The sequence below is a fragment of the Dyadobacter fermentans DSM 18053 genome (assembly GCF_000023125.1).
GTDB lineage: Bacteria > Bacteroidota > Bacteroidia > Cytophagales > Spirosomataceae > Dyadobacter > Dyadobacter fermentans.
The window spans coordinates 3,044,930-3,059,271 of record NC_013037.1 but is presented as its reverse complement, the minus strand read 5'-3'; the positions used below and the strand labels follow the sequence as shown (position 1 = coordinate 3,059,271).

The following is a 14,342-nucleotide window of genomic DNA, read 5'->3' as shown; positions in this document are numbered from 1 at the left end:
GTAATAGTGTGTCAGCATTTATAGTGTGTCAGCGCGTACGTAATCTTCCGGTATTTTTGTTGTAAGTACCCAACGGGAAGCTCAGTCCCACGTTGATACCCCAGTTGTTATTTTTAATGTTCGAATTGTCAACCCGCGTCACGTCCAGCAGGCCCACGCCATATCGTGCGTCGAAATTCAGCCAGATTTTCTCTTGCAGGCGGTAATTCAATCCTCCACCGAATGTGAGGCCGAGGTCGAACGGGCTGTAAACGCGGTTGTTGGAATCGCCGTTGATATTGTTCCCGTTTTTATCTCTCGCGCCAACCAGGAAGTTCAGGTTCGGGCCGAGGAAAATTTTGGGACGGACACGATCGCCATAGCGTCCGAAGAAGAAAGTGGCCAGCAATGGGGCCTGGATGTAGTTTAGGTTAATCTCGTTGGTTTTGTTATTGATCTGCGCGCCAAGTTGGGTGAAGAGCAGCTGGCCGCTGAAACCAAAGCCCGATTCGGAGCTGTAATTGTAGAAGCCGCCTATGGTCAATCCGGGTTTCCAGTCAGTGTTGGTAATATCCCCGCGGAAGTTGGCAATGGAAACTCCGGCGATGGGGCCTATGGAAACGTTCTCCTGCGCTTGTGCCCGCAAGCTACAAAAAGCGATCGCGAGCAGCAAAAAAATACAATTTTTCATGTAAATATGAGTTTGGGTGCGTTGCTGTCTACAAACATAAATTATATGCCAATAGCGCATTCAGCGCACTTTTCGGTGTAAGCAGCTTAGCGTTAGCATCGTTGCGACCGATATTTATATAATCATATTTAAATTTGCGATGAAATTCGTGGAAAAACCTCTACGCATTGTATACGTTTCCCGCAAGTACGGGGCTATTACGCGTTAATGTTACGCATGATCGTCCGGCTGCTCGGGGATTTGGAAAGGTTTGAGGTAGGCTTTGAGCTGCGACGGCACCAGCCAATTCGCATATACCTTTCTGATATTTTTAATCTCGGCTTTTAATTCATTGATATTCGTGTTGAAGCGGGCAATGACCGTCACCATCGAGTTGGCATGCTGGTAGGGTAGTCCGCAGGCCGCGGCGATTTGCTGTTGTACCAGAATTTTCTCCTGGTCCAGCTCCGCGATTTGCTGTCTGAGGATCTTGTTATAGTAGCTGAGCTGGTTTTTGTCGATATTTTCGAGGCCGCTCAGGTCGATCTGTTCGAGTTCCATCTGAAGTTTCAGCAGCGCCAGGAGGTTGTTGTCCTGATAGGCCTTGGTGATGCGCTGCATAGTTTCGGTTTTGCGCTGCTTTTCGGCGTCGTCCGTTTCCAGGTCGGGATGGAATGTTTTGACCAGTTCCATGTACACGCTGCGCACCGATTTGGTCGTTTTGGCCTGCTGCGCCTCGCGGATGCGCTCGTCCATGCGTTGCTCGCGGCGTGCGGCTTTGATCCGCTCCTGTTCGGCTTTGGAAAGTTCGTGGAATGCCACATCCGGCGCCGGCTCATTTTCGCTTTCGAGCAAAAAGGCCGGGTCATTAATCCGCACTTGTTCACGCCGGCGCTCTTCTTCCAGCAGCACATCGGCGGGCACGACGCTGTATTTGTTGAAAACCGCTTTCAGGTCGGTTAAGCCATGATTCTTGATCAGATCGTATGCATTTTCGGTGATCAGGTAGGACAGCTTCGTTTGATATGCGTTCCTGAAATGCTCCGCCTCGTAGGCACGGTCCCAAAGGTTCACGATATCGGCGCGGATACCCTGGTATTCGCGCACAAGCGGATCGAGCTCAGCCGGCATCCGCCGCAGCATTTCGTCGTAGGCGTGTTTCAATTCGGCAATCTGACGGTCGAGGGCTTCGATCGTTTCGGAGAGCAGATTGAACTCTTTTTGCTTTTTGTTGAGCGGTTTGTCCTGCCCGGGGATATGCAGTATGGCGGTGTCTGTCATGATATTCTATACGCGGCCGCGGCGTCACAGGTTCAATTCCTGGTAGGAAATCAGCACAATGGCGATCACGGCAAGCACGAGGCCCCACTTATTTAAGGCATTCAAACGCTCTTTGTACAGCAGCCAGGCCGCGAGCGCCGAAACGAGCATGGTGAGGATATTGTAAATCGGAAAAACATAAGCTGCGCTGTTTCCGAATGCCGCCAGCGCGCGCAACAGGAAATAGAGCGACAAAAAGTTAGGCACGCCCAGCAGCAAGCCGCCGACCACGCTCCTGAATTTCAGGCTGTGGCCATGCGCAATGATCCGGTAAACGAGGATGGAGGTGCCGATCACCACCGCCCCGAAGCACGCGATGATCATGAAAACGGTGATTTGTCCGGCGGGATAATACTTCGAAGACAGGAAATTGATCAGTGTGTTGTTGGTCCCGCTCGCGAAGAACGTTAATACCGGAAATATCCACAATGCCTGCTTTGCCGCTTGCAACGGCTGGTTTGCATTTGTCCCGTGCCCGGGATGGCCTGCATGGGGCGCGGCGGTTTTCGGTGCTCGCTGGATCGCGCCTAATGCGAGGGCGACCAGCGCCAGCACCAGGCCTAGGTAATTGAGCGCCGTGAAGTCTTTGTTGTTATTTTTAAAAACAAAAAGTCCGAAAAGCACGGGAATCACCAGCGACATATTTCCTGCCAGCGACGTGGCCGTTACGCTCACTTTCTGCGCTGTGAGGCCGATTAGCATAAACGCCGTGACAAACATTGCGCCCAGCGCCATCGTTAGTAATGTACCCTCGGAAGTCCATTCCACCTGCCTGAACACGTTTAGATCGGGCGTTAGCAAAAGTCCTGTAAGCACACAGGAGTAGTAGTTGAACACTACTGCATGAAACGAGTCCACCTGGTAGCGCGGGTAGGCGCGCATGATCAGGTAGAGCATGACCGTGAAAATGACCGCTAGCAGGAAAAACAGCATGGGTTACTGTCTGTTCAGGATTTCGTCGATCACGCGCGGATAATGCGCGTATTCGAGGGTGTGTACCTTGCGTGCGACGTCGTCGGGCGAGTCGCCGGGTGTCACCTCGCAGCTGGCCTGGAAAATGATGTCTCCTTCGTCGTAATGCTCGTTCACATAATGGATCGTGATGCCCGATTCGGTTTCGCCGGCATTCACAACCGCCTCGTGCACGAAATGCCCGTACATGCCTTTTCCGCCGTATTTCGGAAGCAATGCCGGATGAATGTTGATCATTTTATTCGGGAATGCTTCTACGAGCACAGGTGGTACGAGCATCATAAATCCGGCGAGCACCACCAGGTCTATGCCTTCGTTTTGCAGGATCTGCGGAATTTTGCCGGTATGGTAAAAGGTTTTTCTGTCGAAGAAAACGACGGGGATTTGCGATTTAAGCGCCCTTTTGATCACTCCGGCCATGGGGTTGTTCGTGAATATCAGCGACACGTCCACATCCTCGCGATGGGCGAAATACTCACAAATGTTCTCGGCATTGGACCCCGAGCCGGATGCAAAAATGGCAATTCTCTTCATTATTAAGCGTAGTTGAAATATGATAGATAAGGCATATCGTTGAAAAATACCCCGACAAAGCTATCAAAAGAACGGCTTGCTGACGAATCGCAAGCCGTTCTTTATGGAAATGTTAATATTGCGTTCCGCGAAATCAATAGATTTTGGCCAGTTCGCTGTACCCCATCAGTTTTCCTTTGCGGTAAGTTTCGGTTTTCAGGTCCCACACCACGCCGGGCGCGCGGTAGGAAACCGTTTGCATTTCCATCTTCACCGGAAAGCCCATAACCATGGCCATGTCCATATCTGAATTGATTTTATACACGTCATAGCTCCCGGCCGGGATCGTTAGCTTTTCCTGTCCGGCTACCGTACGGTTTTTGATCACCATATTAAAAGTCACCGGCATCGGCCCCGACTTCCCTTCACCTTTGACGGACGCATCCTTTAACTTATCGCCCGCGGCTAGCTTGGAAGGGATTTCGATATTGTCGTAGGTAAATTTCATTTCCATATTCTGAAACGATTTCAGCTGCTCCTGGCTGATCATCGACGCGGCGTCAAGGATCAGCACATTGCCGTCGCATTTCATCTGGTAAGTGTTTTTGAATTCGGATTTACCTTTACTGCTGAAAGACTCCATGTCGATCGTCACCACCGTGTTGCTGCCTTCCGCTGCTACTTTGGTGATTTTGTAAATCAGCTTGCCAATGGCTTTGCCCTTGCCGTCGAAGTTGTTCATCTCAAACCCGCTTCCTTCTTTAAAGTCATAGCCGGCACATTGCTGGGCAAACGCCCTCAGGCTGAGCATCATCACGCATGCGATGCTCCATAGGATCAACTTTTTCATATTCGTAGCTCGATTAGTTTTTGAGGTAGTCAAATATAACCTTTCAACCAGTTAAGTAAGTGGCCGGAAGTGTTAAATTAACGGGAATCTCAGGCCCAGATCATGGTGATCAGCCCCAGGAGCATGACGATCTTGCAAAGGCTGCTGATTTCCCTGAAATCGCGGCGGGTGTCGGCCTGGTAGAGGCGCAGGGCGAGCCAGGCGATCGGGATCAGCAGGAGCAGGAAAAGCAGCGTGAGCAGGTTGTTCTGCAGCGCCCGGGCCATCACGAAAAGGGTGAGTACAAAAATGACGATCATCGAGTACAGGAACGTTTTGGTGCGGCGGATGCCCCAGATGATCGGCAATGTGCGGCAACCGTGTGCTTCGTCGCCGCGGATATCCTCCATATCCTTCACCACCTCGCGGATGAGCGAAATGAAGAACGAGAACACGGCGTAGATGAACACCAGATGCCTGTTTTCCTGGTAATGCACCGTGAGTATCAGCAAGGTAAGCCCGGTAAGCAGCGAAACGATGAAATTCCCGATGAAGGGCAGCCGCTTGTAACGTTCGGAATAGAACCAGAGCAGGGTGATGGAAAACACGTTGATAATGAAGATGTAGGGACTCACCACCAGCCCCAGCACCGCGCCCAGTACATTGAGCACCTGGTGCGCCCCCATGGCCCAGCGGCGTTTTAGGTAGCGCCCCACCACCACGCGTTCGGGCTTGTTCACGATGTCGATCTTGACATCGAAATAATCGTTTATAATGTAACCGGCAGCGGCAATGCACACCGTCGAGAGCGAAAGGACAAACATGTCCGGGTCGGAAACGATCGACTTCCATTCATGCCTTGGGCCAATGAGGAGAATGCGGGTGAGGTATTGCGTCAGGACCACAATGATCAGGTTGGTCATGCGCACAAGACGCGCACTCCCGGTGACATAATCCCACGTTGTGATCTTGGGTCTGGCCGACACATTCATGAAGTTTGAACCTGGAAAAAGAAGGTTTAGGCAATAAAATTATTCATTTTATCCCATTAACGACAATTCTTCACTTCTTTATCCATTTGTGGGATAAAAAACGTGCATTTATTGTTAGCTATTTCAAACCGTTATCCGGACGGTTGTTCATCCCGGACATTCAACCATTTGCTGACCTATTATGAAAATTGGTATCGTATGCTATCCTACCTTCGGAGGAAGCGGTGTGGTAGCTACCGAGCTTGGAAAAGCGCTTGCGAAAGCCGGCCACCAGGTTCATTTCATTACCTATTCCCAGCCCCAACGGCTGGATTTTTTTAATGAGAACCTCTATTATCATGAAGTAAATATACCTGCCTATCCGTTGTTCCAGTACCCGCCTTACGAGTCGGCGCTTTCGAGCGAAATGGTGCATGTGGTAGCCAATGCGGGCCTCGATTTACTCCACGTACATTACGCGATCCCGCACGCATCGTCGGCGTACCTCGCCAAACAGATCTTAGCCGCACAGGGCATTCATATCCCGGTGATTACGACGCTGCACGGAACGGACATCACGCTGGTCGGAAAAGACCCTTCTTACGAGCCGGTGGTTACATTCAGTATTAATCAATCGGACGGCATTACCACTGTTTCCGAATCACTTAAAAAAGATACCTACGATCATTTCAAGATCACCAAGGACATTGAGGTAATCCCCAACTTTATCGATCTCGACCGGTTCAACCGGCAAAAGAAAGACCATTTCAAACTTGCCATCTGTCCCAACAACGAAAAGCTTATTGTCCATACCTCCAATTTCAGGAAAGTAAAGCGGATCGACGACGTGATCATGATCTTCGAAAAGCTGCGCACGCTCCTGCCGAGCAAACTGCTCCTCGTAGGCGACGGCCCCGATCGTATGCGCATCGAGCGCCTGTGCAAGGACCTGGATATGCTGTCGGACGTCCGTTTCCTCGGTAAGCTGGATGCTATCGAAGAAGTACTTTCCGTGGCCGACCTGTTCCTGATGCCTTCGGAATCGGAGAGCTTCGGCCTCGCGGCCCTCGAAGCATTGGCCTGCGAAGTGCCCATTATCACGTCCAATGCCGGCGGACTGCCTGAGCTGAACGTGCATGGCGTAACCGGCTTCCTGAGCGACGTGGGTGATGTGGAAGACATGGTGAAGCACGCCGCCTATATCCTCGACGATGCCAACCTGCCGACCTTCAAAGCCAATGCCCTGGCGAGAGCGAAGGAGTTTGATGTGGCCAAAATTCTACCGCATTATGAAGCCTATTACGAGCGCGTGGTGGAGAACAGCAAGGCGGTCGATCTGGCATAGCAACCGCCGGTAACCGCAGGGCGCCGCTCACTGCCCGGTTTCGTCTTTCATGAGGTTTTACTTATATTCGTGTGTTATTTATGCTAGGTTTACGTTATTGATAGAGGTAAAAAATTGTTGAAAGATGAAACTGGTATTTAATATATTATTCATACTCCTGCTCCTGATCGCGTTTGTGCCGTTTTTCCGGCGGTTCCTTTTCCACTTGCTGGTGGGCAGGCAGCTGGTCAAGCAGCAGGAAAAAGCATACCGCGCCCAACAGCAGGCCGAACGCGCCCGCACCAAGCCCGGGGGCATCCGGGTGGACAGCACGCCGCCCGACAGCAGCGAGTCGTCGAGGTTCAAAGGCGGCGAGTATGTGGATTATGAGGAAGTGAAATAAATTTCAGAAATCAGTATAATGCAAGAAGCCCGGAGCGATCCGGGCTTCTTTGTTTTGGCAGTTAATGTAAATTTATTGTTTGATGACTTTGAATGTCGCCATCCTGCCTTTCGATTCGATTTGGAGCACGTAAATGCCGGGAGAAAGGTTGCGGATGTCCATTTGCTCTTCCTGGCGGCGCGTGGTAATGTTGCGTACGGCGTTGCCGGTTTGGGAAATCAGCTGAATGCGTTTTTCATCATTATTGCCGGATTTCACGGTGAGCATATCCTGGGCCGGGTTTGGAGCGACGTTCACCTGGAATGCAGGTGCATTGGGCTCTGCTGCCGTGACGACCTCCACTTTCACCGTGGACGGGGATTCGATAATACCCGCGCCGCAGCCGTTCGACACGCTGAACAGGCGATAATACTGACTTGGCGACGCCTGGTAGAGTTCGATCACGTCCGTGGAGGTATAGGACTGGCGGTTCATCACCGACGCATCCGTCCCGAAGCGGTAAAACCACGGACCGCCGCCTTCCAGCAGCACCGTCACCTTCGGATTATTGATGCCATCAAAAATCACCGTTTCGGAAGCAAATCGGGCTTTGGCCTTTTGCATAGCCACCACCGGCGATCCGTAGGCGCCGCTCCCGGTGTTCGGGTCAGAGGCCGTGAGGCGAATGCGGTATTGTGCATTGGGCGCGAGGTCGGCGGGTAGTACGGCCTGGATTCTGGCTCCCGGCAATGTCGGGATGTTGCGGAAATTCCGGCCGGTACTGTCCGAAATTTGTGCCGTAAATGTGTTCCCGGCAGAGAATGTGCCGGTGGTTTTGTATTCCAGGGTAATGGTATCGCCGGTACACATGCTGTATCCGGATTGGGAAGTCAGCGCTGTCACCGTCACGGAGCGGGCCGAAGGCGGGTTCACTTCAACGGTCGCCGACCCGGCCGTCTGGCCGTTGCCGCACGCATTGTTGATGGAGGTAATGGTGTAGGTCGTCGTTTGCCTTGGAGAAACCCGCACGTAGTTCAATGCGCCTACGCCGGTGTAGATATTGCCGGTTGTTCCATCCGAGAGCGTGAAGGTCGGAATGTCGGTATTGTACTTGTTGGCGCGGATCACGAGCTGCGTGCTTTCGCCGCTGTTGATGGTTGTGCTGCCATAAAGCGTCACATTGGGTTTTGTCGTAACGCTTACGCCCACATTCGACGAAAGGTTGTATTTAGCCACTGAACAAACGACGGCATAATAGCTGCCGGGCAATGAGTTGGGCAGTTTCAAAGTGATGTTTCCTTTAAGCGCACGCGTCGAATCGAGGCGGATTGTGCTGTTGTTGGATTGATCCCTGATTGAAAAAACCAGGTAGTCATTCGATAGATCCACATCGCCCATCAGCTCATAACTAACGCCGATGGAGCCTCCTTCGCAAACGCTGCCCGACGACGCATTCACGGTCAGCCTGGGGTTCACGGAAACGTCTACTTTTCCGCTGGCAGTGCCATAGCCGCATACATTGCTGATCGACGCGATGCTGTACTGTTCACTTTTTGATGGATATACATAAATGCTCTGCTCGCCGCTGGATAACTCGTGACGCGTGTTGTTGCTGAAAATGGCAATAATCGGGGAGGCACCTTCCGACCGGACACGCAGCCATAGGCTTTGCCCGGCATCCACTTTCACCGGATTCCCCTGTCCATTCTCCGCAGTCAGCGTAGCCGTTGCCGGGGTCGAAATCTGGACATTCAGCGGGTCGGACATGGACCCGTCCGACGAGACAATGCGGAGGCTATAATAGCCGTTCGTCAGGTCCTGCGGTACGGTGGTGCTAAAATGCTTGCTTTTTTGTCCGCTTACCAGCGTTCTGAAATCCAGCGTATTGGCCGGAGCGATTTCGAGCGAATAGGTGGCATCGGGCGTTTCCACACCGGCCGTGATCCCGAAAGAAATCGCGAGCGGCGCGCCGGTACAGTATACATGGGCTTGTAGTGATGAAAACTGGATAAAACCGGGCATCGCACGAATGTAGGTCGTTTTATCCACCGGGACTGTGCCGCAAGCATTGGTAGCCGATTTGACGACGTAAGTATTTACTTCGCCCGGTTTTGGAGTGGTAAATACGGAATTGGAATACGGGTCGAAAACCACATTTTTCTCCACGCCATTATCCGTGTAAACCATGCTGTGGATCTGCGAGTTGGCCGACAGGTAAATTTGCGCGCCCGTTGGCGTGATCACATATCTCTGGGGTTCTTCGGGCCGGGTTTGCGGAGAAAGTGAGAAATCGCTCAAAGGTACATTCAGTCTCACGCGCTCAATGTTGCTGAAAAGCACCGGATTAGAAGACGCAACGCGAAATTCGACGTCCGAAGAATAAATCTGCGTTAATGCAACTTTTACCTTGTATTTGCCCGCTTGTTCCACCACTCTCATTGCCTTGAAGTCGCAGCACGGCTGGTTGGTTTGAATGCTGAATTTGTTGCCCGCGCCGAACTGACCCACTGTACCGAACGTGATTTCCAGGCTGTCGTTGTTACAGATGGCCGTTTTGAGCGGTTCAATATAAATGGCCGCTTCGCTGCCCGGCTGCAATGTCAATGTCACACCAGATGGATTGCTATTCTTGAAACAACCATTGGACACGGATTTGACCTTGTACTCAGTCGTTTCTTTCACAAAAAATTGGGGGCCGTCCATGCTTGTGTACGGAGTGGTTTTAATGGTGCCGTCAGCCTCTTCCACCGTAAACGGGCCGCCGCCATCCAGCGAATAGCTGAGCGAAATGCGCGAAGGAACGGTCAGGGTCGTCGATCCCCAACCGCTGACGTAGTAGCGTATGGTCGGCTGCGTTTGCACCACCACATCGGAAGTATAGTTCGATTCGAAGTTCGGACTGGTGGTCACGATCTGATACTGGTTGTAATAAGAACCATTCTGGCCGGAAGGCAGTGAAAATTCAAGATAGTCGCCCGATCGCCGTGCGTCTACGAAGTACCTGTTGCCATTCGCCGGACTCACCCCGATCTTAAATTGAGTCGCGTCGGTGAGCTGCGCGCTGCTGACGAACTTTACACGCATATTGGGAGCTGCACAAATGGTCTGGACGCCATCCGCAAACCGAATGCCTGGCTTTACCTTCACCTGTACAATTTCCGGATCGGTAACTTCCAGCCGGCCGCAGCCGGAAGTCACGGTTTTGATGCTGTAATTCTGGTCCTTCGTCGGTTTAAGCCAAAAGGACACGTCGCTGCCGTAGCTGGACGTCGCAATGCTGCCGTCATTCAATTCTACCGTAAAAGGCGGCAGGCCATAGGTCTTCACACTCAGATAGGTTTGAGAATGAATGTCCACCGTTTGGCTCGACGTGTTGAAGTTGGCACCGGTCTTCGGGTATATTTCGAGGTTTGAGGGCGCAGGCGACGACACCGTCGATGGATTGTCCGTAACAACCTGCACGCTGAATTGCAGTCCGTTAGGTAATTTCAAACGGTCGGGGAATGTAGCTACCAGCAAGTTTCCCTGCAACGTGGCGGGAACTTCAACTACTCTGGGTGCGCCTGCCGGGTACGCTTCTCTAAAACGCAGTCGGTAGCGCGTTTGAGCCGTAAATGGCGTTCCAAGCGTCGAAAATGTTACTTTCACATCACTATTCTCGCAAATCTGGGTCGGTGAAGCGGAAACCGCTTTGATAGAAGTCGCATTGATCACCGGCTGATAACGCCCGCTCACCAGCATGGCGCCGCAAGTGTTTTCGGCGTGGGCAATGCTGTACGCAGGATGCGTCCCCGGCACAATGAGTGTCTGATCCGACGAGAAACCGCCCGGGTTACCATAAAAATTGAATTTGCTGCTGTCGCTCAATGTTACCCGGATATCGCCTGCACCAATGCCGGCAAAATTGATCGTAGCCCTGTCGAATGCATTGATCGTGTCGCGGACGTTACCGGAACTCAGCGTGACGCGGCCTTTTGAATATATAAAAATGCTGTTCGACCATTCGCTCTGCACTTTCGGGGATGATGCCATCGCTCTGAACTGCACGGCAATGTTGGAATAGGCGAGTGAATCTTTCAGCACAAATTCCAGCCGACCATTGCTGAGCGTGGCCGGTAATTCCGCAATAAATGCCGAATTCTCCGTCTTCCGAACCTGGACCGAAAACTGGTTGTCGGAATTGAATGCTCCGGTGGTTGTGACCCCGTACCGGTAAGTGGTGTTCAGGCAGGCGTTCCATGAATAATCATTGTTAAAGGCAATAGTGGGGGATTGTGCAAATGCGGCGAAATGAACACAGAGCCACATTGCAAGAATGCAAGCGTAAAACTTAAACATGTAGGGGAGTGGTTACAATTATTTCCCGAAAATAGCACATTGTGCAGAATATTCGGGGAAAATGGTAACCACTATTTTGTATTGGTTTACAAATAGCTTGCATGCAAAAAGCCCCGGATTGCTCCGGGGCTTTGCAGGTTGCTTTATGAGCTATTTTTAGCGGCTCAGATACAGGTTTCTCTCGGCGTAAATCTTCTGGAAGAATTCGTCTTCGAGATCCTTGATGAAGTAGATTGCCTCACCGGTCGATTTCATTTCAGGACCGAGCTCCTTGTTCACATTCGGGAATTTGTTGAATGAGAATACAGGGATTTTGATCGCCCAGCCTTCTTTCACCGGTTTGAAGTTGAAATCCTTCACTTTCTTGTCGCCGAGCATCAGCTTGGTAGCGAAGTTCACATATGGCTCCTGGTAAGCCTTGCAAATGAACGGAACGGTGCGCGATGCACGCGGGTTGGCTTCGATCACGTACACCACGCCGTCTTTCACCGCGAATTGTACGTTAATGAGCCCTTTTACATTCATTGCCAATGCAATTTTGCGGGTATGCTCTTCGATCTGGCGGATTTCGTCAGCCGTGAGGTCGAATGGCGGCAATGCTGCGTGGGAGTCGCCGGAGTGGATACCCGCAGGCTCGATATGCTCCATTACACCGATGATGTAAGCGTCTTCACCGTCGCAGATCGCGTCGGCTTCTGCTTCCAATGCACCTTCGAGGAAGTGGTCGAGGAGGATGTTGTTATCCGGAATGTCGTGCAGGATTTTCACCACATGCTGTTCCAGTTCCTTCTCGTTGATCACGATTTTCATGCTTTGTCCACCCAATACGTAGCTCGGACGAACCAGCAGCGGGAAGCCCAGGCTGCGCGAAAGCTCTACCGCGGCATCGGAAGACCTTACCGTGCCGAATTTCGGGAACGGAATGCCCAGCTCTTCGAGGAGCGACGAGAACCGTCCACGGTCCTCAGCCCAGTCGAGCGAGTGGAAGTCGGTACCGATGATTTTGATACCGTATTTTTCGAGTTTTTCAGCCATTTTCAAGGCCGTCTGACCACCCAGCTGAACGATCACGCCCTCAGGCTTTTCGTGCTCGATAATGTCGAAAACGTGCTCCCAGAATACCGGCTCGAAGTATAGTTTGTCGGAAATATCCGGGTCGGTAGAAACGGTTTCAGGGTTACAGTTAACCATAATCGTCTCGTAACCAGCCTCTTTCGCGGCCAGCACGCCGTGTACGCAAGAGTAGTCGAATTCGATACCCTGGCCGATGCGGTTAGGGCCCGAGCCGAGTACCATTACTTTCTTGCGGTCGCTTACCACCGATTCGTTGTCGGGGAATTCCTGCGACGTGTTGAAAGTAGAGTAGTAGTAAGGCGTTTTTGCTTCAAATTCGGCTGCGCAGGTGTCAACGCATTTGTATACGCGTTTGATACCCAGCTCTTTCCGGCGATCGTACACTTTGCTTTCTTTCGTACCCAGCAAATGTGCGATCTGGCGGTCGGCGTATCCTTTTTGTTTGGCTGTCAAAAGCAATTCTTTCGGCAGGTCGTCGAGGTCGAATTTCTCGATTTCGTGTTCCAGCTCGATCAGCTCTTCGATCTGGCGGAGGAACCACGCGTCTATTTTGGTCAGGTTCTGGATCGTTTTGAACGACAAACCTATTTTGAATGCATCATAAATGTGGAACAGGCGGTCCCAGCTCGGATGTGCCAGGCTTTGCTTGATCGCCTCCTGGTCGCGGAGCTCGCGGCCGTCGGCGCCCAGGCCGTTGCGGCGGATTTCGAGCGACTGGCAAGCTTTCTGCAATGCTTCCTGGAAGTTACGTCCGATACCCATTGCTTCACCTACCGACTTCATCTGAAGGCCGAGTGAACGATCGGCACCTTTGAACTTATCGAAGTTCCAGCGTGGCACTTTCACGATCACATAGTCGATCGAAGGTTCGAAGAATGCCGAGGTGCTGCCGGTGATCGGGTTAATGAGCTCGTCGAGGTCGTAACCGATCGCCATTTTCGCCGCGATTTTCGCGATGGGGTAACCGGTCGCTTTCGAGGCGAGTGCCGACGAGCGTGAAACGCGCGGGTTGATTTCGATCGCGATGATCTTGTCGTCCGCAGGGTTTACAGAGAACTGTACGTTACAGCCACCCGCAAACTTGCCGATCCCGTTCATCATCTTGATCGCCAGGTCGCGCATTTGCTGGTATAATGTATCGGGGAGCGTCATGGCAGGTGCAACCGTGATACTGTCGCCGGTGTGCACACCCATCGGATCGAAGTTTTCGATCGAACAGATGATGATGAAGTTACCCTTGCTGTCGCGAAGGAGCTCCAATTCGTACTCTTTCCAGCCCATTACGCTCTGCTCAACGAGTACTTCGTGTACAGGAGATGCGTGCAGACCGTAGTTTAGGGCTTTGTCGAAATCCTCTTCTTTGTCCACAAATCCACCTCCCGTACCGCCAAGGGTAAATGAAGGACGAATTACAAGCGGGAAGCCGATTTCCTGGGCGATCTCCTTTCCTTCGAGGAAGGAGCGGGCGGTACGGCCCTGGCATACGTTTACGCCCAGTTCGAGCATTTTCAGACGGAATTTCTCCCGGTCTTCGGTTGTTTCAATCGCTTTGATATCCACACCGATAATATCCACATCATACTTTTTCCAGATACCTGCCTTGTCGCAATCGATTGCCAGGTTCAGCGCCGTTTGGCCTCCCATGGTAGGGAGTACCGCGTCGATGGGCCTGCCCATCGCCTTGTGTTTTTCCAGAATTTCAACGATGTACTTCTTTTCCAGCGGCAACAGGTACACATGATCTGCACTGATAGGGTCAGTCATGATGGTTGCAGGATTGGAGTTGATCAGAACTACCTCAATCCCCTCTTCGCGCAACGAGCGGGCTGCCTGAGAGCCGGAATAGTCAAACTCGCACGCCTGACCGATAACGATGGGACCTGAACCGATAATCAGAACGGATTTGATATTCGTATTTTTGGGCACAGTAAATGGTAATTTGTAGAAATGAAGGAAATACTTGAACAACT

Annotated in this window: 10 protein-coding genes; 2 read left to right on the top strand and 8 right to left on the bottom strand. The window is 51.8% G+C overall.

The window, feature by feature from the left end:
• Positions 1–28: 28 nt before the first annotated feature.
• From DFER_RS12265 to DFER_RS12240, 6 genes are all read right to left on the bottom strand, one after another.
• Positions 29–670, bottom strand: a complete 642-nt coding sequence (locus DFER_RS12265) for a porin family protein (protein WP_015811953.1) — start codon at positions 668–670, stop codon at positions 29–31.
• A gap of 210 nt (positions 671–880) precedes the next feature.
• Positions 881–1,930 (bottom strand): hypothetical protein, encoded by a 1,050-nt coding sequence (locus DFER_RS12260; RefSeq protein WP_015811952.1) that lies wholly within the window; start codon positions 1,928–1,930, stop codon positions 881–883.
• Positions 1,931–1,954: 24 nt separating this feature from the next.
• Positions 1,955–2,902: a hypothetical protein gene (locus tag DFER_RS12255; protein WP_015811951.1), complete on the bottom strand. Its 948-nt coding sequence runs from the start codon at positions 2,900–2,902 to the stop codon at positions 1,955–1,957.
• 3 nt (positions 2,903–2,905) lie between these two features.
• Positions 2,906–3,475, bottom strand: coding sequence for a phosphoribosylglycinamide formyltransferase (gene purN / locus DFER_RS12250; RefSeq protein WP_015811950.1), 570 nt, complete (start codon positions 3,473–3,475; stop codon positions 2,906–2,908).
• Positions 3,476–3,608: 133 nt separating this feature from the next.
• Positions 3,609–4,304, bottom strand: coding sequence for a TapB family protein (locus DFER_RS12245; protein WP_015811949.1), 696 nt, complete (start codon positions 4,302–4,304; stop codon positions 3,609–3,611).
• A gap of 89 nt (positions 4,305–4,393) precedes the next feature.
• On the bottom strand, positions 4,394–5,275 hold the full coding sequence (locus DFER_RS12240; RefSeq protein WP_015811948.1) for a geranylgeranylglycerol-phosphate geranylgeranyltransferase: 882 nt from the start codon (positions 5,273–5,275) through the stop codon (positions 4,394–4,396).
• 181 nt (positions 5,276–5,456) lie between these two features.
• Between DFER_RS12240 and bshA the strand changes: the two genes are divergently transcribed.
• Positions 5,457–6,599, top strand: a complete 1,143-nt coding sequence (gene bshA / locus DFER_RS12235; RefSeq protein WP_015811947.1) for an N-acetyl-alpha-D-glucosaminyl L-malate synthase BshA — start codon at positions 5,457–5,459, stop codon at positions 6,597–6,599.
• Between the two features lie 124 nt (positions 6,600–6,723).
• Entirely contained in the window at positions 6,724–6,981 is a 258-nt protein-coding gene (locus DFER_RS12230; protein WP_015811946.1) for a DUF4834 family protein, read from the top strand.
• 72 nt (positions 6,982–7,053) lie between these two features.
• Here DFER_RS12230 and DFER_RS12225 read toward each other — a convergent pair whose 3' ends face one another.
• The gene (locus tag DFER_RS12225; protein ID WP_015811945.1) at positions 7,054–11,298 is read right to left on the bottom strand and encodes a T9SS type A sorting domain-containing protein; all 4,245 of its coding nucleotides are present in this window, start codon (positions 11,296–11,298) and stop codon (positions 7,054–7,056) included.
• 156 nt (positions 11,299–11,454) lie between these two features.
• Entirely contained in the window at positions 11,455–14,298 is a 2,844-nt protein-coding gene (gene carB / locus DFER_RS12220) for a carbamoyl-phosphate synthase large subunit (RefSeq protein ID WP_015811944.1), read from the bottom strand.
• Positions 14,299–14,342 lie beyond the last annotated feature (44 nt).

What these genes read in the sequence shown, in the direction of transcription:
- DFER_RS12265 (WP_015811953.1), bottom strand. Translation starts at nt 670, where the DNA reads ATGAAAAATTGTATTTTTTTGCTGCTCGCGATCGCTTTTTGTAGCTTG.
- DFER_RS12260 (WP_015811952.1), bottom strand. Translation starts at nt 1,930, where the DNA reads ATGACAGACACCGCCATACTGCATATCCCCGGGCAGGACAAACCGCTC.
- DFER_RS12255 (WP_015811951.1), bottom strand. Translation starts at nt 2,902, where the DNA reads ATGCTGTTTTTCCTGCTAGCGGTCATTTTCACGGTCATGCTCTACCTG.
- purN (WP_015811950.1), bottom strand. Translation starts at nt 3,475, where the DNA reads ATGAAGAGAATTGCCATTTTTGCATCCGGCTCGGGGTCCAATGCCGAG.
- DFER_RS12245 (WP_015811949.1), bottom strand. Translation starts at nt 4,304, where the DNA reads ATGAAAAAGTTGATCCTATGGAGCATCGCATGCGTGATGATGCTCAGC.
- DFER_RS12240 (WP_015811948.1), bottom strand. Translation starts at nt 5,275, where the DNA reads ATGAATGTGTCGGCCAGACCCAAGATCACAACGTGGGATTATGTCACC.
- bshA (WP_015811947.1), top strand. Translation starts at nt 5,457, where the DNA reads ATGAAAATTGGTATCGTATGCTATCCTACCTTCGGAGGAAGCGGTGTG.
- DFER_RS12230 (WP_015811946.1), top strand. Translation starts at nt 6,724, where the DNA reads ATGAAACTGGTATTTAATATATTATTCATACTCCTGCTCCTGATCGCG.
- DFER_RS12225 (WP_015811945.1), bottom strand. Translation starts at nt 11,298, where the DNA reads ATGTTTAAGTTTTACGCTTGCATTCTTGCAATGTGGCTCTGTGTTCAT.